The organism is Dermatophilaceae bacterium Soc4.6 (assembly GCA_039889245.1).
In the GTDB taxonomy this organism is placed as follows: domain Bacteria; phylum Actinomycetota; class Actinomycetes; order Actinomycetales; family Dermatophilaceae; genus Lapillicoccus.
Window position 1 is genome coordinate 4,007,131 of record JAZGVH010000002.1, and the last position, 21,392, is coordinate 4,028,522.

General features: G+C 72.9%; 17 protein-coding genes. 14 read left to right on the forward strand and 3 right to left on the reverse strand.

Translation table 11 applies throughout. From position 1 onward, the window contains the following. Nucleotides 1-6: 6 nt before the first annotated feature. Entirely contained in the window at nt 7-1,008 is a 1,002-nt protein-coding gene (locus V3N99_18750) for a helix-turn-helix domain-containing protein (GenBank protein ID MEO3938773.1), read from the reverse strand. A gap of 71 nt (nt 1,009-1,079) precedes the next feature. Between V3N99_18750 and V3N99_18755 the strand changes: the two genes are divergently transcribed. The 6 genes from V3N99_18755 to V3N99_18780 all read left to right on the forward strand — a co-directional run bounded on the left by V3N99_18755 (nt 1,080) and on the right by V3N99_18780 (nt 8,215). Beyond that, a complete protein-coding gene (locus V3N99_18755) occupies nt 1,080-2,393 on the forward strand; it encodes an MFS transporter (protein MEO3938774.1) in 1,314 nt (437 codons plus the stop codon). Nucleotides 2,394-2,484: 91 nt separating this feature from the next. Beyond that, nucleotides 2,485-4,353, forward strand: a complete 1,869-nt coding sequence (locus V3N99_18760) for an ABC transporter ATP-binding protein (protein ID MEO3938775.1) — start codon at nt 2,485-2,487, stop codon at nt 4,351-4,353. Next, nucleotides 4,350-6,155, forward strand: a complete 1,806-nt coding sequence (locus V3N99_18765) for an ABC transporter ATP-binding protein (protein ID MEO3938776.1) — start codon at nt 4,350-4,352, stop codon at nt 6,153-6,155. The genes V3N99_18760 and V3N99_18765 overlap by 4 nt, the downstream gene beginning before the upstream one ends. 148 nt (nt 6,156-6,303) lie before the next feature. After that, nucleotides 6,304-6,600, forward strand: a complete 297-nt coding sequence (locus V3N99_18770) for a helix-turn-helix transcriptional regulator (GenBank protein ID MEO3938777.1) — start codon at nt 6,304-6,306, stop codon at nt 6,598-6,600. Nucleotides 6,601-6,611: 11 nt separating this feature from the next. Further along, nucleotides 6,612-7,763, forward strand: a complete 1,152-nt coding sequence (locus V3N99_18775; protein ID MEO3938778.1) for a dipeptide epimerase — start codon at nt 6,612-6,614, stop codon at nt 7,761-7,763. Continuing rightward, complete coding sequence (locus tag V3N99_18780; GenBank protein MEO3938779.1) at nt 7,760-8,215, forward strand: hypothetical protein; 456 nt, start codon at nt 7,760-7,762, stop codon at nt 8,213-8,215. The genes V3N99_18775 and V3N99_18780 overlap by 4 nt, the downstream gene beginning before the upstream one ends. 61 nt (nt 8,216-8,276) lie before the next feature. Here the strand turns inward: V3N99_18780 and V3N99_18785 are convergent, their stop codons facing one another. Beyond that, nucleotides 8,277-9,152, reverse strand: a complete 876-nt coding sequence (locus V3N99_18785; GenBank protein ID MEO3938780.1) for a DNA-formamidopyrimidine glycosylase family protein — start codon at nt 9,150-9,152, stop codon at nt 8,277-8,279. Between the two features lie 75 nt (nt 9,153-9,227). Further along, nucleotides 9,228-14,054, reverse strand: coding sequence for an ATP-dependent helicase (locus V3N99_18790; protein MEO3938781.1), 4,827 nt, complete (start codon nt 14,052-14,054; stop codon nt 9,228-9,230). An 87-nt stretch (nt 14,055-14,141) separates the two neighbouring features. Here V3N99_18790 and V3N99_18795 point away from each other — a divergent pair, with 87 nt between their 5' ends. The 8 genes from V3N99_18795 (at nt 14,142) to dapF (ending at nt 21,359) form a co-directional block, all read left to right on the forward strand. Continuing rightward, a complete protein-coding gene (locus V3N99_18795) occupies nt 14,142-14,369 on the forward strand; it encodes a DUF3046 domain-containing protein (GenBank protein ID MEO3938782.1) in 228 nt (75 codons plus the stop codon). A 285-nt stretch (nt 14,370-14,654) separates the two neighbouring features. Then, the gene (recA, locus tag V3N99_18800; protein ID MEO3938783.1) at nt 14,655-15,698 is read left to right on the forward strand and encodes a recombinase RecA; all 1,044 of its coding nucleotides are present in this window, start codon (nt 14,655-14,657) and stop codon (nt 15,696-15,698) included. A 17-nt stretch (nt 15,699-15,715) separates the two neighbouring features. Further along, nucleotides 15,716-16,447, forward strand: a complete 732-nt coding sequence (locus V3N99_18805) for a regulatory protein RecX (GenBank protein ID MEO3938784.1) — start codon at nt 15,716-15,718, stop codon at nt 16,445-16,447. A gap of 182 nt (nt 16,448-16,629) precedes the next feature. Continuing rightward, on the forward strand, nt 16,630-18,168 hold the full coding sequence (gene miaB / locus V3N99_18810) for a tRNA (N6-isopentenyl adenosine(37)-C2)-methylthiotransferase MiaB (GenBank protein ID MEO3938785.1): 1,539 nt from the start codon (nt 16,630-16,632) through the stop codon (nt 18,166-18,168). A 28-nt stretch (nt 18,169-18,196) separates the two neighbouring features. After that, the gene (locus tag V3N99_18815; protein ID MEO3938786.1) at nt 18,197-18,769 is read left to right on the forward strand and encodes a MarR family transcriptional regulator; all 573 of its coding nucleotides are present in this window, start codon (nt 18,197-18,199) and stop codon (nt 18,767-18,769) included. A gap of 8 nt (nt 18,770-18,777) precedes the next feature. After that, entirely contained in the window at nt 18,778-19,437 is a 660-nt protein-coding gene (locus tag V3N99_18820; GenBank protein ID MEO3938787.1) for a peptide deformylase, read from the forward strand. Between the two features lie 16 nt (nt 19,438-19,453). Further along, nucleotides 19,454-20,443 (forward strand): tRNA (adenosine(37)-N6)-dimethylallyltransferase MiaA, encoded by a 990-nt coding sequence (gene miaA, locus V3N99_18825; protein ID MEO3938788.1) that lies wholly within the window; start codon nt 19,454-19,456, stop codon nt 20,441-20,443. 25 nt (nt 20,444-20,468) lie between these two features. After that, nucleotides 20,469-21,359, forward strand: a complete 891-nt coding sequence (dapF, locus tag V3N99_18830; protein MEO3938789.1) for a diaminopimelate epimerase — start codon at nt 20,469-20,471, stop codon at nt 21,357-21,359. Nucleotides 21,360-21,392 lie beyond the last annotated feature (33 nt).

The window sequence follows — 21,392 nt, forward strand, 5'->3', positions numbered from 1 at the left end:
GCGACGTCAGGCGCTGGTCCGTCGATAGGTGCGGCGGTAGGCCAGAGGGGACAAGCCCACGGCGGCGCCGAGCTGGTTGCGCAGCGACGCGCTCGTGCCGTAGCCGCAGCGGGAGGCGACCTCGTCGACGCTCAGGTCGGTCGTCTCGAGCAGGTGCCGCGCGCGCTCGACCCGCACCCTCGCCAGCCACGCGCCGGTGCTCTCACCAGTCTCCTCACGGAAGCGGCGGGTGAAGGTGCGCACGCTCATCCGGGCGTGCGTGGCGAGCGCGGTGAGGTCGAGGGGCTCGGCGAGCCGGTCGACGGCCCAGGCCCGGGTGGGGCCGGTGCCGTCGTCGCCCGGAGGGGGCAGCGGCTGGTCGATGAACTGCGCCTGGCCGCCGTCGCGCCACGGCGCGACCACGGCGCCACGGGCCACCCGGTTGGCGACCTCCGAGCCGTGGTCGGTGCGCAGCAGGTGCAGGAGAAGGTCGATGCCGGCGGCGTTGCCGGCCGAGGTGAGGACGTCGCCGTGGTCGACCCACAGCACGTCGGGGTCGAGGTCGACGGTGGGGAAGAGGCGGCGGAAGTCGTCGGCGTGGGCCCAGTGGGTCGTGGCCCGCCGGCCGTCGAGCAGGCCCATCGCTGCGAGCACCCAGGCGCCGGTGCAGATGGAGACCCAGCGCACTCCGGGCCGGGCGGTGGCGAGGAGCGCCGCGAGGTCGTCGGGCATTCGCCCGGTGTGGAGCAGGCGCCCCCTGGTGATGCCGGGCACCACGATGGTGTCGGCGCTCGCGAGCGCCGTGCCGGCGTGGGTCGGCAGGGCCTCGAAGCCCGCCGAGGTGAGCACCGGCCCGTCGTCGACAGTGCACATCCTCACGTCGTACGCCGGCGGCCGGGTCGTGTCCTGGCTCTCGTCGGCCAGCTCGCCGGCCCGCAGGAAGCGGTGGGGGAGCCCGAGCTCGAAGGCGACGACCCCGCGCAGGGCGAGCACCACCACCCGGTGGGGTTCGACGGACGACGTGGGCATGGCCGGATCTTTTCACACATTGTCTCGTCGGCCACTGGCCGCGGCTCTCCGCGGTGGCCCACACTCGTGTCGTGACCGCGCCGACCTCAGCCCGCCTCCCGCGCAGCAGCTCGCGGGACCGCCGCATCCACCCTGCCTGGTGGGTCGCCGCTGTCGCGTTCCTGACCGCGATCGGCGCCGCCGGCTTCCGCTCGACCCCGGGCGTGCTGATCACCCCGCTGCACGACGAGTTCGGCTGGCCCATCGGCGTGATCGGCGGGGCGGTCTCGGTCAACCTCGTGCTCTTCGGGCTCACCGCACCCTTCTCGGCCGCGCTCATGGAGACGCTCGGGATCCGCAGGGTCGTCGCCTGCGCCCTGCTGCTCGTCTCCGTCGGCGCGCTCCTGCCGGTCTGGATGACGGCGTCCTGGCAGCTCGTTCTCTGCTGGGGCGTCCTCGTCGGCCTCGGGACCGGGGCCATGTCGATGTCCCTCGTTGCGACGGTCACCGGCCGGTGGTTCGTCGCCCGTCGCGGGCTGGTCACCGGGGTGCTGACCGCGGCCGGAGCCACCGGGCAGCTGGTCTTCCTGCCGCTGCTGGCCTGGCTGGCGGTTAACCACGGCTGGCGCTCGGCGGCGATCGCCACCGCAGCCGGCGCGGCGGCCGTCGTCCCGGTGGTGCTGTGGCGATTCCACAGCCATCCCAGCGACGTGGGCGTCACGGCCTACGGGGCACCCGAGGGGACGCCGGTCGCCGTACCGCCGCGCGTGGCCGGCAACCCGGCGCGGGCGGCGGTCGCCACGCTGCGCGACGCCTCACGGCACCGCGTGTTCTGGCTCCTGGCCGGCAGCTTCATGGTCTGTGGCGCCTCGACCAACGGGCTCGTCGGCACCCACTTCATCCCCGCGGCCCACGACCACGGGATGGCCGAGACGACGGCGGCCGGGCTGCTGGCGCTCGTCGGCGTCTTCGACGTCGTCGGCACGATCTTCTCCGGCTGGCTCACCGACCGGGTCGACGCGCGCTTCCTGCTCGCGCTCTACTACACGCTGCGCGGGGCCTCGCTCTTCCTCCTGCCGTCGCTCTTCGGAGACGGCGTGCACGCCAGCATGTTCGCCTTCATCCTCTTCTACGGGCTCGACTGGGTGGCCACGGTGCCGCCGACGATGGCCCTGTGCCGCACCGCCTTCGGCGCGCGGGCACCCGTCGTCTTCGGCTGGGTCTTCGCCTCGCACCAGATCGGCGCGGCCATCGCCGCCGGTCTCGCCGGGCTCGTGCGCGACAAGCTCGGCACCTACGACCTGGCCTGGTATGCCGCGGGCTGCCTCTGCGTCGTCGCGGCCGCGCTGTGCGCCTCGATCCGGAAGAGGCCGGTGGGGCAGCTCGTCGCGACCCCGGCGTCATAGGGCCGGGGAATCGTCGCGCCCGCCTGTCGGTTGTGCGTGAGAGGGTGTGATCCGCCGCCCATCCACCCGTGACTGATGGAGCTTTGTTCCGGTGTCCACCCTCTTGCCGAACCCCACGGCCAGCACGCTCCGTCGAGGCTTCGGCATCCTGGCCCGCGGCATCCGCGAGGAGAAGCGGTGGTTCGCGATCTCCGTCGTCGGCAGCGCGGTCTACGGCATCATGACCGGCGGCACGGCCTGGGTCATCGGCCGTGTCGTCAACGACACCATCGCGCCCGCGGTCGCGGCGAAATCGGTCACGAGCGCCCAGCTCACCCACGCGGCCCTGCTCCTGGTGGCCGTCGTGCTGCTCAACGTCGTGGGCGTCATCGTGCGCCGGGTCGCCGCGGGCATCGTCGTGTTCAACCTCGGCGCGAGCTACCGCCGCAAGGTGACCCGGCAGTACCTGCGGCTGCCCCTGGCCTGGCACCACCGCCACCCCTCGGGTCAGCTGCTGTCCAACGCGAACGCCGACGTCGAGTCGACGTGGAACGTCTTCAACCCCCTGCCAATGGCCATCGGGGTGGTCGTGATGCTCGTCTTCGCCGGTGTGCAGATGCTGGTCGTCGACGTCTTCCTCGCCATCGTCGGCTTCACCGTCTTCCCGCTGCTCTTCCTGGCCAACATCGCCTTCCAGCGCCGGATGTCACCGAAGGCGACCCGCGCCCAGCAGCTGCGCGCCGAGGTCTCCGAGGTGGCGCACGAGAGCTTCGAGGCGGGCCTCGTGGTCAAGAGCCTGGGGCGCGAGGACCAGGAGGCCGAGCGCTTCCGCGTCGTCACCCACGAGCTGCGCGACGCCAACATCGAGGTGGGCCGCACCCGCGGCAGCTTCGACCCCGTCATCGAGGCGATCCCGCAGCTGGGCACCCTGGCCGTGCTGATGGTGGGCGTCTGGCGGGTCTCCACCGGCAACCTGTCGGCGGCCGAGGTCGTGCAGATCGCCTACCTCTTCTCGCTGCTCGCCTTCCCGGTCCGCTCGCTCGGCTGGGTCTTGGCCGAGCTGCCTCGTTCCGTCGTCGGCTGGGAGCGTGTCACGGCCGTCCTCGAGGCCCGCGGCACCATGACCTACGGAGCGACCGAGCCGGCCCACGCCGGCGCCAGCCACCTCCTCGTCGAGGACGTCACCTACGCCTACGAGGGAGAGACCGACGACGGGGGCAGCCGCCAGCGCGAGCGCCACGTCGCGATCGACCGCGTCACCCTCGACGTGCGCGCGGGCGGGACGACGGCGATCGTCGGCCCGACCGGCTCCGGCAAGTCGACCCTCACGAGCGTCATCATGCGTCTGGTCGACCCCGACACGGGTGCCGTCGTGCTCGACGACGTCGACCTGCGCACCGTGCGGCGCGGTGGCGTGGCCGACGTGGCCGCGCTGGTGCCGCAGCAGACCTTCATGTTCGACGACACCGTGCGCGGCAACGTCACGCTCGGTCTCGACCACTCCGACGAGCAGGTGTGGGCCGCGCTGCGCGTGGCCCAGGGCGAGGACTTCGTCCGCGCCCTCGGGAAGGGCCTCGACACCCGGGTGGGCGAGCGCGGCACCAGCCTCTCGGGGGGTCAGCGTCAGCGCGTCGCCCTGGCCCGGGCGGTCATCCGCACCCCCCAGCTGCTCGTGCTCGACGATGCGACCTCGGCCGTCGACCCGAGCGTCGAGCAGGCGATCCTGGGTGCCCTGCGAGCCAGCAGCACCGGCACCACCGTCCTCGTCGTCGCCTACCGGATGGCGACCATCGCCCTCGCCGACGACGTCGTCTACGTCGAGGAGGGTCGAGTCGTCGACCACGGCACCCACGAGCAGCTGCGGGCGCGGTGCGCCGGCTACGAGCACCTCGTCAGCGCGTATGCGCGCGAAGCCGCCGAGCGGGCAGCCGTGGCCGCCGACGAAGAACGGGCCGACGAGCGGGCGGGGGCCGAGTCGTGAGCGTCCGCAGCCAACCGCTGACCGACCACTCCGGCATCGAGGCCGGGCGCGAGCAGGGCACCTGGCAGACCCTCAAGCGGGGGGTCGAGCTGTCACCCGAGCTGCGTCGCGGTATCGGGGTGACCCTGGCCCTGGCGATGCTGTCGACCCTCGGACGGGTGCTGATCCCCTTCGTGGTGCAGCGCACCACCGACGACGGCATCCTGGGCACCGGTGGGCCCGACCCGGCGGTCGTCCTGCGGTACGTGCTGCTCGCGGTGCTCGGCGTGGCGGTCACGGCCGTCAGCTCCTACTTCGTCAACGTGCGGCTCTTCACCGCCTCGGAGAACGGTCTGTCGTCGCTGCGGATCCGAGCCTTCCGCCACATCCACGACCTGTCGATGCTCACCCAGAACACCGAGCGCCGGGGGTCCCTGGTCTCGCGGGTCACCTCCGACGTCGACACCATCTCGGCCTTCGTCCAGTTCGGCGGCCTGATGCTCATGGTCAACCTCGCGCAGCTCACGCTCGCGACGGTGCTCATGCTCTTCTACAGCCCGCTGCTCACCCTCGTGGTCTGGGTCTGCTACATCCCGCTCTTCATCATCATCCGCACCTTCCAGGGCGTCGTGGGCCGGGCCTACACCCGGGTGCGGGAGCGGGTCGGCGACATGCTCGGGGGCATCTCCGAGGCGGTCGTCGGGGCGTCGACGATCCGGGCCTACGCGGTCGAGGACCGCACCGCCCAGCGCATCGACACCGCGATCGAGGACCATCGGCGGGCGGCCATCGGGGCGCAGGCCCGCGCGGTCGTCGCCTTCACGTCGGGGCAGCTCGTCTCGGGTCTGACGACCGCCGTGGTGATCGTCGTCGGCACGCTCATCGCCGTCCGCGGCGACCTCTCCCTCGGCGAGCTGCTCGCGTTCCTCTTCCTGGTCAACCTCTTCACCACCCCGGTGCAGCAGGCCACCGAGATCCTCAACGAGATGCAGAACGCCGTGGCCGGCTGGCGTCGGGTCATCGGCATCATCGACACCCGCGCCGACGTGGCCGACCCGGGCGCCGACGGGGTGGACCTGCCTCGCGGACCGATCACCGCAGCCTTCGACGGAGTGTCCTTCGCCTACCCGGGCGGGGGCACCGTCCTGCACGACGTCTCGCTGCAGATCGAGCCGCGCTCGCGGGTGGCCATCGTCGGCGAGACCGGCTCCGGCAAGTCGACCTTCGCCAAGCTGCTCACCCGGCTCATGGACCCGAGCAGCGGCCGGGTGCTGATCGACGGGGTCGACCTCCGGCAGGTGCGCTTCGGGTCGCTGCGGGCCCGGGTCGTGCTCGTCCCGCAGGAGGGCTTCCTCTTCGACGCGAGCCTCCTCGACAACATCGTCTTCGGCACGCCCGGGGCGAGCCGCGACGACGTGCTGCTCACGCTGACCGAGCTCGGGCTCGACGGCTGGCTCGAGTCGCTGTCGGAGGGGCTCGACACCGAGGTCGGGCAGCGCGGGGAGTCGCTCTCTGCGGGGGAGCGTCAGCTGGTGGCGCTCGCCCGGGCCTATCTCGCCGACCCCGACCTGCTGGTGCTCGACGAGGCGACCTCGGCCGTGGACCCCAGCACGGAGGTCCGCATCCAGCGGGCCCTCGACAGCCTGACCAGGGGGCGCACCTCGATCGCGATCGCCCACCGCCTCTCCACGGCCCAGGCTGCCGACGAGGTGATCGTCGTCGACGCCGGCCGCATCGTCGAGCGCGGGCACCACAGCGAGCTGGTCGACCGGCAGGGCGTCTACACCGGCCTGCACGCCAGCTGGGTCGCCCAGCAGGGCTGAGTCGCGGACTATCTGGTGGCAGTAGCTCGTTATGCGACATCATGGTCACAGCCTCGGCCTCGACCCTCACCCGCCGGTGCGTCGGGCCCGGGTCGGGCCTAAGGTGGAACACACCCGTACCACTGACCGATGACCAGGGAGGAGCCCCATGATCCTGCTGCGACGCGAGCTCGGCGACGTGCTGCGCGAGGGACGCCGCCGGCAGGGCCGCACCCTGCGTGACGTCTCGGCCTCTGCGGCAGTCTCCCTCGGTTACCTCAGTGAGGTCGAGCGCGGAGAGAAGGAAGCCTCGTCCGAGCTGCTCGCCTCCATCTGCGGCGCTCTCGGCCTTCCGCTCTCCGAGGTCCTCGGTGAGGTGTCGACCCGCATCGCGGAGACGGAGGCACTGACCGCCCCCGTGCCGCTGCCGATCGCGGTGGCCTCGCCGGTGGCGTCCGCCGCCTGAGCGGCAGTCTCGTGGCCGGCTCGTCGGTCGTCTCCGTCGTCTGTCTGCATCTCAGCGTCGCCTTGCACACGCCCTTCGTCACGGCGCTTCGCCGCACCGATTCCTGCGAGACCCTGGTCGTGCGGGTCACCGACTCCGACGGGGTCGTCGGGTGGGGTGAGGCCCCGCAGGTGTGGCAGGTCACGGGGGAGTCGCTCGCGTCGGCACAGGCCTGTGTCGACCAGATGCTGGCGCCGGTGCTCGTCGGGCGTGACGTCGACGACTGGTGTGAGGTGTCGGCCACGGTGCAGCGCGCCGTGGCCCGCAACCACGGCGCCAAGGCGGCCGTCGACACCGCCCTGCACGACCTCGTGGCCCGGCGCGCCGGCCTGCCGCTGCCGCAGCTCCTGGCCCGGACGTATGCCGCCGCCGCACCTGCGGGCGCTGCTCCGATCGGGCTGCTGGTGTCGACCGACGTCACCCTGTCGGCCGGGTCGGCGGAGGATCTCGGGGAGGCCGCCGCCGCCCGGGTCGCCGACGGCTTCTCGACCCTGAAGATGAAGATCGGCACCGATGCGGCGACCGACGTGGCCCGGGTGCGGGCCGTGCGTGAGCGGGTCGGCCCCCACGTCGTCGTGCGCCTCGACGCCAACCAGGGCTGGACCCGCGGGGAGGCCGTCGAGGTCATCCGAGCCCTCGAGGAGGCCGACCTCGGCGTCGACCTGGTGGAGCAGCCCGTGGCCGGTGACGACGTCGAGGGTCTGGCCTGGGTGCGCAGCCGCGTGGGCCTGCCGATCATGGCCGACGAGTCGCTCTACTCCGTGATCGACCTCGACCGCATCCTGCGGCTCGGCGCCGCCGACCTGGTCAACGTCAAGCTGGCCAAGTGCGGCTCGCTGGCCGTCGGTGCCCTCCTGCTCGAGCGCGCCGCGGGAGCAGGGCTCGGCACCCTGGTGGGCACGATGATGGAGAGCCAGATCGGGGTCGGCGCGGCTGCCAGCCTGGCGGCGGCGCTGCCTACCTCCACCACGAACGACCTCGACGCCGCGTGGTGGGCGGCCCGCCCGCCCTTCGAGGGCGGAGTGACGTACGACGGCCCGACCCTCACCCTGCCCGACGCCCCCGGCCTGGGCGTGACGGCGTTGCGTCCGGCGGCTGGTTCGACCGCAGCGGGCCCACGGTGAGCATTCCGCCGGCGGACGACGGCCGGGCCACCTCCGGGGGCCACGTGGCCTGCCGCCGGTGCCGCTGCCGGCTGAGCGACCGGGTCGACAGGGCCGCCCCGAGCCTGCTCGACCGCGAGGCGACCGGCGGGGTGCCGACGATCGGAGCCGGCCTCGTGTGCCGAGACCCGGAGCCCGTCGTGGTGTGGGTCAGTGGGCCGCGAGACCGCACCGAGTCGCCCCGGGAGGAGGTGCCGGCCGGCTCACTGGTCGTGCACCCCGCCAGCACCCGCTGCCTGTGCTCCAGCGGAAGGGACACCGGTTGTTGCGGGTCGGACGGGTGCGACGGCCCGAACCGCTCGTGCGACCACTGCCACGCGGTCGTCGGGATGATGCGCACGGACTGCTGGACCCGCTACGAGATCCGCTTCCTCGCGTCCGCGGTCGATCTCGTTGGGCTCACCCACGGCTGAACCGCTTGTCCGTGGACGTCGTTGGGTGCTGGGCACCGATCGCCGACGCGCCCTCGCTGGGTCATCGGCGGGGGCGGTAGGTCGTGCGCTGCTTGCCGCCACCCGAACCGAGGGGGCGCTGCGCCCGGCCGTCGTCGCTGGGTCCGATCCCACCCTGGCAGCTCGGGCAGTAGAACATCGTGCGCTCGCGCGGGGCCTGGCCGATCATGGCGACCCGGACCGTCGTCCCGCAGCGCTGGCACGGCTGGCCGGAACGCGCGTGCACGTAGTGCCACTCACCACGCCTGCCGCGACCGGTGGTGACCTGGACGGCGCCCTCCTTGCCCCGGTCGAGCAGGCGGTGGGCGCGGGCGACGAGCGAGGCGACGCGTTCGGGGTCCAGCTCGTCGGCCGGTGACCACGGGGGGAGGCGCTCGAGGAAGAGTGCCTCGGCGGCATACATCGTGCCGACGCCGGCGAGGTTGCGCTGGTCGAGCAGGGCGGCGCCGATGGTCATCGGGCTCGCCCGCAGGCGTCGGGCGGCCTCCTCGGGGTCCCAGTCGGGACCGAGCACGTCAGGCCCGAGGTGTCCCACCAGCGTGTGCTCCTGGTCGGTCGGCACGACGTGCAGGTCGCCCAGGCGCAGCCCGAGCGCGGTCCAGGTGGTGGTCGCCATCACTGCGCGGATCTGGGGGTTGCCCAAGCGCCGGGCGCCGGGCGAGTCAGGGTGCTCGATCCGCCACTGCCCTTCCATCCGCAGGTGGGAGTGGATCGTGACCCCGCCCTCGACGCGCTGCAGGATGTTCTTGCCCCGGGGCACGACCTCGAGCGTGTGCCGACCGACGAGGTCGATCGTCGACAGCTCGGGCCACCGCAGGTCGGTCATCGTCAGCGGTGCTCCACGCAGCGCTCGGTCGAGTCGGTCGGCGGTGCGGTAGACGGTGTCACCCTCGGGCACGGGACGCACCCTCCGGAGGACAGGGGAGCACGCCGACCCCGGCGAGGGCGGTGTGACCGGCGGCGATGACGTCGGTCATCGGCGCAACCGGAGCCCTCGGGGCGTGGCGTGGAACCCCGCGCGGGCCAGCGCGTCGGCCAGCGGGTGGCCGGAGCCGAGCACCTGCGCCCCGTCGGTCTTCTCGACCGTGAGCCGGCCCAGCGCACCCTCACGGACTGACAGGGCCAGCGCGTCCGCGGCTCGTTGCAGGGCCGACGGCTCGTCGGTCCACGTCAGCAGCGTCTTGCCCCCGCGCTCGACGTAGAGCACCAGGTCACCATCGACGAGCACGACGAGCGAACCGGCCTTGCGGCCTGGTTGGTGGCCGCGGGGGGCACTCCTGTCGGCCTTGCCGGTGCCACCGGTGCCGCCGGGAGCCCTCAGGGCCGTGACGGTGGTCGTCGCGTCGCCGGTGTCGGGGTCGAGGGGGGACGTGGTGCGGTCGGGCCAGGTGAGGGCGGCGCCGTAGGGGTTCGCGGGGTCGCAGGCGGCCAGGACGACCGCGGGCGCCTCGTCTCGCTCGCGGCCGGTGTCACCGATCGAGCGAGCCTGCGCCCGCAGCCGGTCGACGGCACCGCTGGAGGCGAACTGCGCAGCACCGAGCCCCTCGACGAAGTACCCCCGGCGCACCCGGCCGGACTCCTCGGCCGCTGCCATCACCCGGTAGACGGCGGCGAAGCCACCGGGCACCGACTCCGCCATGACCGAGCCGCGGGTGAGGACGCCGTAGCGGTCGAGCAGCACCTCGGCCGTCGCGTAGGCGACGAGGGTCGCGTCGGGCTCGACCGGCGGGAGCAACGACCACCGACCCGCCGCAGACGGTGGGCCGACCCGGGCGGGCAGCGACGGCCGGGCGAGCCCTGACCGGGCACCGCCCATGCCACCGAGGGCACCGGCGCGCCCGGCATACCGGCCGCGTCGGGGCCCGACCTGGCGGCGCTTGTGGGCGGTGCGCCCGCCACCGAGCAGGGCCCTCAGCGGCGTCAGCGTGTCGTTGGTCAGGCGACCCGACCAGACGAGGTCCCACAGCACCTGAGCCAGCCCTTCGTCGTCGGTGCTGCCCACGGCGTCGGACAGGGAGCGGAAGAAGTAGGCGCCCCCACCGGCGAGGGCGTCGAGCACCGCGTGGTGCAGGTCGCCGAGCTCGCGTGACTCGTCCGGAGCAGGCATGGTCAGCGGGGCGAGGTCGGCGACGTGAAGCGAGACCCACCCGTCGTCGCCGGGGAGCGAGCCGTGGCCGCGCCAGACCACGTCACCGCTGGAGGTGAGCTCGTCGAGCATGCCCGGGGCGTATCCGGCGACGCGGCCGGGCAGGACGAGCGTCTCGAGGGCGCTCGCGGGGACGACGGCCCCGCCGAGCTGCTCGACCGCCCTGACGAGGCCCTCGAGGCCCCGCAGCTGACCGCCGACGCCCTGCCACGAGGGCAGGAAGCGGGCGAGGTCGGTGCCGGTGACCGGCTCGACCTCGGCGCGCAGCGCCGCGAGCGACCGTCGCCGCAGGGTCCGCAGGACGCCGGCGTCGCAGTAGTCGATACCCCCCGCGCCCGCGCCCGTGGGGTCGGGGCGCAGGGCTCCCTCGACCAGCCGCCCGGTCGAGACGAGTCGACGCAGGGCGTCCCTGACGACAGCGGTGCCCAGGCCCAGCCAGGCGGCGACGTCGGCGACCGGGAACGGGCCGTGGGTGCGGGCGTAACGGGCGACGAGGTCACCGAGGGGGTCGGGCACCGGTTGGAGGAACACGTCGGGGACACCGACGGGCAACGACGAGCCGAGGGCGTCGCGCAGCCGGGAGGCGTCCTCGACCGCCGCCCACCGCTCGTCCCCGCCGATCCGCACCCGGATGAGCTGGCGGGTCACCTCGAGGTCGACCAGCCACTCGCCCACCGTGCGGGCTGTGGTGCCGTCCTCGCAGCGGGTGAGGATCGCGTCGTGCGTGAGGGGCCCGAGCGCCCGCAGCAGGTCGACCACGTCTTCGGCGTCACGGCAACGACGGCTGTCGTCGAGCCTCTGCAGCTCGGCCTCGGTGCGGGCGACGGCCTCGGGGTCGAGCAGGTCGCGCAGGGAGAGGCCGTCTCCGCGGCCGAGCAGCTCGGCGAGCAGCGTCGGGTCGAGCGACAGCGCGGCGGCGCGACGCTCGGCCAGGGGCGAGTCTCCCTCGTAGATGAACTGCGCGACGTAGCCGAAGGTCAGCGACCGGGCGAAGGGGGACGGGCTCGCGGTCTCGACATCGACCAGCGTCACCTCGCGCGACCCGATCCGGCGCATGAGCTCGGTGAGACCGGGCACGTCGAAGACGTCCTGGACGCACTCGCGCACGGCCTCGAGGATGATCGGGAAGGAGGGGTACTGGCTGGCGACCTCGAGCAGCTGGGCCGAGCGCTGACGCTGCTGCCACAGGGCCTGACGCCGGTCGGGGCGTCGGCGCGGGAGCAGCAGGGCCCGCGCTGCGCACTCACGGAAACGGGAGGCGAAGAGGGCTGAGCCACCGATCTGCTCGGTGACGAGGTCGTGCACCTCGTCGGGCTCGAGCAGGATCAGCGACATCAGCTCGTCACCCACCTTGGAGCCGGAGCGGCGGCGCGAGCGCTCGGATCCGAGGTCGTCGTCGTCTCCGGCGGTGATCTCGTCGAACTCGAGGTCGGGCAGGCGGAAGACGATGCCGTCGTCACCGTGCATGGCCTGCACGTCGACCCCGAACCGCTCGCGCATCCGCGCGGAGACGCACAGGGCCCATGGGGCGTGAACCGGCGCGCCGTAGGGCGAGAGGACCGCGATGCGCCAGTCACCCAGCTCGTCGCGGAAGCGCTCGACCACGATCGTCCGGTCGCTCGGCAGGTGGCGGGTCGCCTCCTTCTGCTCGCCGAGGTAGGCGAGCAGGTTGTCGGTGGCCCACTCGTCGAGCCCGGCCCGGCCTACCCGCTCCCGCGCCTTCTCGGGAGACAGGCCACCGACCTCCCGGACGAAGCGCCCGACCGCCTCCCCGAGCTCGGTCGGGCGGCCGAGGGTGTCGCCCTTCCAGAACGGCAGCTTGCCCGGCACGCCGGGGGCGGGGGAGACCAGGACGCGGTCGTGGGTGATGTCCTCGATGCGCCAGCTCGAGGTGCCGAGGGTGAAGACGTCACCGATGCGCGACTCGTAGACCATCTCCTCGTCGAGCTCTCCCACCCGCCGACCGGCGCCCTCGGAGCCGGCGAGGAAGACGCCGTACAGACCGCGGTCGGGGATGGTGCCGCCGGAGGTGACGGCGAGGCGCTGGGCCCCTCGGCGCCCGGAGAGCACCCCGGTGACCCGGTCCCAGACCACGCGCGGGCGCAGCTCGGCGAACTCGTCGGAGGGGTAGCGTCCGGCGAGCATGTCGAGCACCGACTCGAGCACCGACCGGGGCAGCGAGGCGAAGGGCGCGGCGCCGCGGACCAGCTTCTCGAGGTCGTCGACGGCCCAGTCGTCGAGGGCGCACATGGCCACGACCTGCTGGGCGAGCACGTCGAGCGGGTTGGCCGTGACGGCGAGAGCCTCGATGCTCCCAGCCCGCATCCGCTCGACCACGACGGCGGTCTGCACGAGGTCTCCGCGGAACTTGGGGAAGACGACCCCCCGCGAGACCGCGCCCACCTGGTGCCCCGCTCGGCCGACGCGCTGCAGGCCGCTGGCCACGCTCGGGGGTGACTCGACCTGGATGACGAGGTCCACGGCGCCCATGTCGATGCCGAGCTCGAGGCTGCTGGTGGCGACGACGGCAGGCAGCTGGCCGGCCTTGAGGGCGTTCTCGATGTCGGCTCGCTGCTCCTTGCTGACCGAGCCGTGGTGGGCCCTGGCCAGCAGCGGTGGCGCCCCGGACGACGTCCCGGCCTGCGCCATCGTCTGCGCGGGGGTGCGGCGACCGGTGGACACCGGTTCGGCGTCTGACGAACTGAGGGTCGCCTCCTCGACCCGCCCCTCCCAGATCTCGTTGAGCCGGGAGGTGAGGCGCTCGGCGAGCCGGCGCGAGTTGGCGAAGACCAGCGTCGAACGGTGCTGGGAGACGAGGTCGACGATGCGCTCCTCGACGTGGGGCCAGATCGAGGCCCGCTGCTGCTGACCGGCGGCCGGCCCGCTGAGGTCCTGCTCGACGACCTCGCCGAGGGCCGACATGTCGGCCAGGGGGACGACCACCTCGAGGTCCCACTGCTTGGTCGACTCGGGCTGGACGACCTCGACCGGGCGACCGCCCGCGAGGAACCGGGCGACCTCCTCGACCGGGCGGACGGTCGCCGACAGGCCGACCCGCTGCGCCGGCTTGGGCAGGAGGGCGTCGAGCCGCTCGAGGCTGAGCGCCAGGTGGGCCCCGCGCTTGGTGCCGGCGACGGCGTGGACCTCGTCGAGGATGACCGTCTCGACCCCGGCGAGGGCCTCCCGCGCCTTGGACGTGAGCATGAGGAACAGCGACTCGGGAGTCGTGATGAGGATGTCGGGGGGCGTGCGCGCGATCGCCCGCCGCTCCTGGGCGCTGGTGTCACCTGACCGGACGCCGACGGCGATCGGCGACATCGTCTCGCCCAGGCGGTCGGCGGCGTGCCCGATGCCGACGAGGGGGCTGCGCAGGTTGCGCTCGACGTCGACCGCGAGGGCCTTGAGCGGGGAGATGTAGAGCACCCGACAGCGCTCGAGGCGCTCCTCGGGCGGGGGCGTGCTGGCCAGGCGGTCGATGGCCCAGAGGAAGGCCGACAGGGTCTTGCCCGACCCCGTGGGGGCCACGACGAGTGCGTGATGACCCGAGCTGATGGCCTCCCACGCCCCGGCCTGTGCAGCGGTGGGCGTGCTGAAGGACCCCCGGAACCATGCGGAGGTGGCGGGGGAGAAGCGGTCGAGGACGTCAGCTGCCATCAGGTGACCAACCCTGCCACCCACCACCGACAGGGGCCACCGCGCCGGTGTCGTGACCCCTCGTGGGCACGTGCCAGACTCGGCGGAATGCGGCTGAGCGTGTTCTGGACCCTGATGGACGACGAGTTCGGGTCGTCGTATTCCAGGTCACTCGCCCACGACCACACGCTGCTCGCCCTCGGCGACCGCACGGTCGACGAGGCGATCGAGGCGGGCATCCCGGCCCGTGAGGTCTGGGAGGCCGTGTGCGACGCGATGGACGTGGCGGCGGAGCACCGTCTCGGTCGGGAGCCCCAGAGGCCGAAGCGACGCTGACCGCCTGCGGGGCCGGGCGTGACCCGGGACCGATCTGGTGTCGGCGTGTCGTGCGTGTCGCCTCCGGTCTCGAACAGGTGTTCGGCTAGGTTGTCCACAAGGGGTCGGCCCGACACCTCGATCCACAGGCGGCACCGTCGTCTCGGACCGTTGTCGGTGCCGTCTCCTAACGTCTGACCCGCAGCCACGTTTTCGGCAGCAGCACCGTCCGACCCGGCAACACCGGGGTGGAGCAGCGGGTCGCAGGTGGACGGCATCCGACGAGCAAACAGGAAGTGGTGTGACATGGCGGTCAAGACGCCCGATCGTGACCAGGCGATCGCAACGGTTCTCGGTCAGATCGAGAAGCAGCACGGCAAGGGCGCGGTCATGCGTCTCGGTGACGACATCCGGCCGCCGATCGAGGTGATCCCCACGGGGTCGATCGCCCTCGACGTCGCGCTCGGTATCGGTGGGCTCCCTCGTGGGCGTGTCGTCGAGATCTACGGCCCGGAGTCCAGCGGTAAGACCACCGTGGCCCTCCACGCGGTGGCCAGCGCCCAGAAGGCCGGCGGGATCGCCGCCTTCATCGACGCAGAGCACGCCCTCGACCCGGAGTACGCGAAGAAGCTCGGTGTCGACACCGACGCCCTGCTGGTCTCCCAGCCCGACACGGGTGAGCAGGCGCTCGAGATCGCCGACATGCTCATCCGGTCCGGCGCCATCGACATCATCGTCATCGACTCGGTGGCGGCCCTCGTGCCCCGCGCCGAGATCGAGGGCGAGATGGGGGACAGTCACGTCGGCCTGCAGGCCCGCCTCATGTCGCAGGCCCTGCGCAAGATCACCGGCGCCCTCAACAACACCGGCACCACGGCGATCTTCATCAACCAGCTGCGCGAGAAGATCGGCGTGATGTTCGGCTCGCCCGAGACCACGACCGGTGGCAAGGCGCTGAAGTTCTACGCCTCGGTCCGGCTCGACGTGCGTCGCATCGAGACGCTGAAGGACGGCTCCGACGCCGTCGGCAACCGCACCCGGGTCAAGGTCGTCAAGAACAAGGTCTCCCCACCGTTCAAGCAGGCCGAGTTCGACATCATCTACGGCCACGGCATCTCCCGTGAGGGGGGCCTGATCGACATGGGCGTCGAGCAGGGCTTCGTGCGCAAGGCCGGCGCCTGGTACACGTACGAGGGTGACCAGCTCGGGCAGGGCAAGGAGAATGCCCGCACGTTCCTCAAGGACAACCCCGACCTGTCTGACGAGATCGAGAAGAAGATCAAGGAGAAGCTCGGCATCGGGCCGCAGGTCGACAAGCCGGCGGTCGCCGACGTCCCGGTCGACTTCTGAGCGAAGCGGCACGTCGTATGACGCACGAGCAGCTCGAGGTGGCGGGAGTCACGTCGCAGCAGGAGCGCCTCGCCGCAGCCGGCAGGGTACTGGCGGCTGCGGAGGAGGCGGCCCGAGCGCCCAGCGGATCGGCTCGCCGTCCTCTGCCCGAGCCCAACAGCAGGGCGACCGAGGCCGCACAGCGATGGGTCGACGGGCTGTCCGATCCGGCTGAGGCCGGGCTGGGGGCCAGTGGCCATCTGGACCTGGGGTCAGCAGCCCGGACACCGCTCGATGTCGAAGGAGCCCGTCAGGTGGTGCTGCGCCAGCTGGCGATGGGTCCACGCTCCCGTCGCCAGCTGGAGGACAAGCTGCGCCGGCGCGACTGCCCCGACGACATCGCCGCGGCCGTGCTCGACCGGATGGCGACCGTCGGGCTCGTCGACGACCAGGCCTACGCCGAGATGCTGGTGCGCTCGAAGCAGGCCGGCCGCGGGCTGGCCAAGCGCGCCCTCGCGCAGGAGCTGCAACAGAAGGGGGTGGACGACGAGCTCGTGGCTCACGCGCTCGCCTCCATCGACCCCGAGTCCGAGCGGGCCCGGGCCGAGGAGCTGGCCGCGAAGAAGATGCGCACGATGGCCGGTCTCGACCCGCAGGTCCAGTCGCGTCGGCTCTCGGGCATGCTCGCCCGCAAGGGCTACCCGCCCTCGGTCGTCTACGCCGTGGTCCGCGCTGCCGTCAACGATGCACGGGAGCATCAGCGCGACTGAGACGGCCTGCTCACGTGGTGGCGCACCGACAGGTGGGATCGGCGACGGCGGTCACCTGGCTCGCGACCGTTGCCACGACGCGGCAAACCCGGTTCTCAGGTTCTGCGGGGTCGTCCACCCCCGCACCTGACCAGCCGGCGCCGTCGCCTGCGGCCGGGCGCACGGCATACCCTTGACTCGCCATGACGAGCCAGACCACCCAGACGACGCCCAGCCCCGCGAAGACCTACGACGTGCGCACCCACGGGTGCCAGATGAACGTCCACGACTCCGAGCGCCTCGCCGGCCTGCTCGAGACGGCGGGCTACGTCGACATCAACGGGCTGCGCGGTGAGCGACCCGAGACGGCTGACGTCGTCGTCTTCAACACCTGCGCGGTGCGCGAGAACGCCGACAACAAGCTCTACGGCAACCTGGGGCACCTGCGGCAGGCCAAGCTGAAGAACCCCGACATGCAGATCGCCGTCGGTGGCTGCCTCGCCCAGAAGGACCAGGGCACCATCGTCGAGCGGGCGCCGTGGGTCGACGTCGTCTTCGGCACCCACAACATCGGCTCGTTGCCGGCGCTGCTCGACCGGGCGCGCCACAACCACGAGGCGGCCGTCGAGATCAAGGAGAGCCTCGAGGTCTTCCCCTCGACGCTGCCGACCCGCCGTGACTCCGCCTACGCCGCGTGGGTGTCGATCTCGGTGGGCTGCAACAACACCTGCACCTTCTGCATCGTCCCGAGCCTGCGCGGCAAGGAGGTCGACCGGCGTCCGGGTGAGATCCTCGCCGAGGTCGAGGCCCTCGTCGCCCAGGGCGTCATCGAGGTCACCCTCCTCGGGCAGAACGTCAACTCCTACGGCGTCGAGTTCGGTGACCGCCTCGCGTTCGGCAAGCTCCTGCGAGCCTGCGGGCAGGTCGAGGGTCTCGAGCGGGTGCGGTTCACCAGCCCCCACCCGGCGGCCTTCACCGACGACGTCATCGACGCCATGGCGGCCACCCCCAACGTCATGCCCAGCCTGCACATGCCGCTGCAGTCGGGCTCCGACACGGTGCTCAAGGCGATGCGACGGTCCTATCGCAGCGAGAAGTTCCTCGGCATCATCGACACGGTCCGCGCCCAGATCCCCGACGCCGCGATCACCACCGACATCATCGTCGGCTTCCCCGGCGAGACCGAGGCCGACTTCGAGCAGACCCTCGATGTCGTGCGCGCGGCGCGGTTCAGCAGCGCCTTCACCTTCCAGTACTCCATCCGCGCCGGCACCCCCGCGGCCACAATGGACGACCAGGTGCCCAAGGCGGTGGTCCAGGACCGCTACGACCGCCTCCTCGCCGTGCAGGAGGAAGTCTCCTGGGCCGGCAACCGCGCGCTCGAGGGCCGCACCCTCGAGGTCCTCGTCGCGACGGGCGAGGGTCGCAAGGACGCAGCCACCCGACGGCTGTCCGGGCGCGCCCGAGACAACCGGCTGGTCCATTTCGCGGTGCCCGACGGCGCCGTGGAGCCGCGCCCGGGCGACGTCGTCGACGTCGCCGTCACCTACGGCGCACCGCACCACCTCGTCGCCGACTCCGGCCTGACCGGCGGTCCGTATGCCGTGCGCAGCACACGCGGCGGCGAGGCGTGGGCCGCTCTCCAGGCCTCGGGCCACGCCAAGCCCGGTGTCTCGCTCGGGATGCCCGCGGTCGGTCGCCCCGCGGCCGTTGCGGAGAGCCCTGGCTGCAGCACGCACTGACTGCCCCGGGGTGGCTACCCTGTGCCCCATGGTCGACACCGCCGAGCCACCCCCGCTCGATCTGGCGTCACTGCTCGGCCAGGCGTCCCACGCCCTGACGGCCCGGGTCGGCGCCGAGCTGGTCGACCTCGGCCTCTCGGCCCGCGACTATGCCGTGCTCTGGCGCGCCGCCCAGGGGGAGCGCACCCAGGTCGAGGTCGCCGAGCTGGCGGGCCTCGACAAGACGACGATGGTCGTGACGCTCGACGGGCTAGAGAGGTCCGGGCTGGCGAGGCGTCGGGTCCTGCCGAGCGACCGGAGAGCCCGGGTCGTCGACGTCACCCCCCGGGGACACGCCCTGTTCGAGCAGGCCCACGTCGTGGTGGGCCGCGTCTACGGCGACGTGCTCGCAGCGCTCGACCCGGCCCACGCCCAGGGGTTCCTCGGCTGCCTGTCGACCCTCACCGCCGGCGTGCTCGGCCCGCCCCACGTCGGGACGATCCCTCGCCGCCGACCGGTGCCGGCACCCCCGCCCCGACCCGACACCTCGGTGACCCGGGCCGGGGTGTCGCTGGTGTCCCACCGTGGCCCCGCTCGGGCCACGGCACCCCCGACTGGTTGACTGGTCCCATGGCCGTCCGTCCCGTCGTCATCTGCGGGGAGCCCGTGCTCCACCGCCCCGCCGCCCGTGTCGAGGCCTTCGACGAGGTCCTCGCCGAGCTGGTGACCGACATGTTCGAGACCATGGACGCCGCGCACGGCGTCGGTCTCGCTGCCCCCCAGATCGGGGTCGGTCGGCGGCTCTTCACCTACGAGCTCGCCAACGACGACGGCGTGCCGGCCCGTGGGGTCGTGGTCAACCCCATCCTCACCGTGGGCCGGGTGCCCGACGTGCGACCCGACCCTGACGACGACGCCGAGGGCTGCCTGTCGGTGCCGGGGGAGTCCTTCCCCCTCGTGCGCGCCGACCACGTGCGGGTGCAGGGCTTCAACGCCTGGGGCGAGCCGCTCGACTTCGAGGCCACCGACTGGTTCGCCCGCTGCATGCAGCACGAGTTCGACCACCTCAACGGCAAGCTCTACGTCGACCGGCTCGACGGCCGGTGGGCCAAGAAGGCCAGGAAGGCAGTCAAGGCCAACGGCTGGGGCACCCCGGGCCTGACCTGGATGCCGGGCGTCGACGTCGACCCCTTCGGCCACGACGATCACGACGAGCACGACGAGCACGAGGGCTGCGACCACGTGGCCGCCGGCCACGGCGACCTCGAGCACGACCAGCGTCTCGTCTGACCTCGACGCGCCCCGTATGCCGTTCACCCCGCTCCCGCTCGACCCCCTCGAGCCTGCCGAAGGGCGCGACCAGGTCGAGCTGGTCGTCATCGCCGTCGTCGGCCCGACCGCGACGGGCAAGTCCGACCTCGCGCTCGACCTCGCGGAGCGCCTCGGCGGCGAGGTCGTCGGAGCCGACGCGATGCAGCTCTACCGGGGGATGGACATCGGGACGGCGAAGCTGACGACGGCCGAGCGCCGCGGCATACCTCACCACCAGCTCGACGTGCTCGACGCGCGCGACGAGGCCAGCGTCGCGGCCTACCAGCGGGAGGCGCGCGCCGACGTCGCCGCCATCTCGGGGAGGGGACGACGACCCGTCCTCGTCGGCGGGTCGGGGCTCTACGTCCGCGCCGCCCTCGACACGCTCGAGATCCCCCCGACCGACCCGGCCGTGCGGGCCCGGCTGAGCGATGAGCTGGAGCGTGACGGCACGGCGTCGCTGCGCGACCGGCTCGTGCGGCTGGATCCCGTTGCGGCCCAGGCCATCGATCCGAGCAACGGGCGCCGCCTGGTGCGGGCCCTCGAGGTCATCGAGCTGACCGGTCGGCCCTTCTCGGCCACGCTGCCGAGCCGCGAGCTCGCCCGCCCCACGGTCATCCTCGGTCTGCACGCCGAGCGAGCGACCCTCGATGCCCGGATCGAGGCGCGGGTCGAGCGCATGTGGGACGCCGGCCTGCTCGACGAGGTCGAGTCGCTGCTCGGGCAGGGCCTGCGGGAGGGCCGCACGGCGTCGCGGGCCATCGGCTACGCCCAGGCCGTCGGGCAGCTCGACGGCGTCCTGACGGGGGCGCAGGCCCGGGCCGGGACCGCGGCGGGCACGAGGCGTCTGGCTCGCCGACAGCAGTCGTGGTTCACCCCCGACCCCCGGGTGGTCTGGCTGCCGCACGACGCGCCCGACCTGCTCGACCGGGCGCTGGCCGAGGTCACGGCAGCCGACACGGGTGTCAGGGCGGCGAACCCGTGATCGGCCCTGCCAGACTGACCCCGTGATCCCCACGAGCCTGCCCTTCACCAAGGGCCACGGCACCCAGAACGACTTCGTCCTCGTGCCCGACCCCACCGGCGCCCTGGACCTCACCCCCGAGCAGGTGCGCTTCCTCGCCGACCGCCGCTGCGGAGTCGGCGGTGACGGCGTCATCCGCGTCGTGCCCACGGCGCTCGCGGCCGACGAGGACGTGCGCGACCAGGCCTCGGCAGCCCGGTGGTTCATGGACTACCGCAACGCCGACGGCACGCCCGCCGAGATGTGCGGCAACGGCACGCGGGTCTTCGCGGCCTACCTGCGCCGGGAGGGCCTCGAGGAGTCCGACTCCTTCGCCATCGCGACGCGCGGCGGCGTCAAGGCCGTCTCCCTCACCACCGACGGGTATGCCGTCGACCTCGGCCCGTGGCGGGTCATCGACCCCGTCGGTGCGCGTCGTCGGGGCTTCGACGCCACAGTCCGCCCGCACGGCGGCCCCGAGCTGCCCGCCCTGCGGATCGACCTGGGCAACCCGCACGCCGTGGTGGTCCTGCCGCCGCAGATCGACCTCGACGACCTCGACCTGAGCCGGGCGCCCGAGGTGAGCCCGACCCCGTCGGAGGGCACCAACGTGGAGTTCGTGCGCGCCATCGCGCCCGGCCACATCGCGATGCGGGTGCACGAGCGCGGGGTCGGGGAGACCCGGTCGTGCGGCACCGGCGCGGCCGCGGCCGCGCTCGCCGTGCGGTGGTGGGAGGCGCAGGTGGACGACGCCCTCGACGCCGAGAGCCTCGACGCCGCCACCTGGACCGTCGACGTCCCCGGTGGTCGGCTGACCGTCACGGCGCAGCCCGGGCACCGGGTCGAGCTGGCCGGACCGGCCGTCCTCGTGGCCGACGGACACGTCTCCCTCTACTGACGCCGGCCCCCGGCCTACTGACGCCGGCCCCCG

Excerpts from the sequence above, each read along its gene's own strand:
- V3N99_18750 (MEO3938773.1), bottom strand. The coding sequence starts at position 1,008 with ATGCCCACGTCGTCCGTCGAACCCCACCGGGTGGTGGTGCTCGCCCTG.
- V3N99_18770 (MEO3938777.1), top strand. The coding sequence starts at position 6,304 with ATGATCCTGCTGCGACGCGAGCTCGGCGACGTGCTGCGCGAGGGACGC.
- V3N99_18790 (MEO3938781.1), bottom strand. The coding sequence starts at position 14,054 with ATGGCAGCTGACGTCCTCGACCGCTTCTCCCCCGCCACCTCCGCATGG.
- V3N99_18795 (MEO3938782.1), top strand. The coding sequence starts at position 14,142 with ATGCGGCTGAGCGTGTTCTGGACCCTGATGGACGACGAGTTCGGGTCG.
- recA (MEO3938783.1), top strand. The coding sequence starts at position 14,655 with ATGGCGGTCAAGACGCCCGATCGTGACCAGGCGATCGCAACGGTTCTC.
- V3N99_18805 (MEO3938784.1), top strand. The coding sequence starts at position 15,716 with ATGACGCACGAGCAGCTCGAGGTGGCGGGAGTCACGTCGCAGCAGGAG.
- miaB (MEO3938785.1), top strand. The coding sequence starts at position 16,630 with ATGACGAGCCAGACCACCCAGACGACGCCCAGCCCCGCGAAGACCTAC.
- V3N99_18815 (MEO3938786.1), top strand. The coding sequence starts at position 18,197 with ATGGTCGACACCGCCGAGCCACCCCCGCTCGATCTGGCGTCACTGCTC.
- V3N99_18820 (MEO3938787.1), top strand. The coding sequence starts at position 18,778 with ATGGCCGTCCGTCCCGTCGTCATCTGCGGGGAGCCCGTGCTCCACCGC.
- miaA (MEO3938788.1), top strand. The coding sequence starts at position 19,454 with ATGCCGTTCACCCCGCTCCCGCTCGACCCCCTCGAGCCTGCCGAAGGG.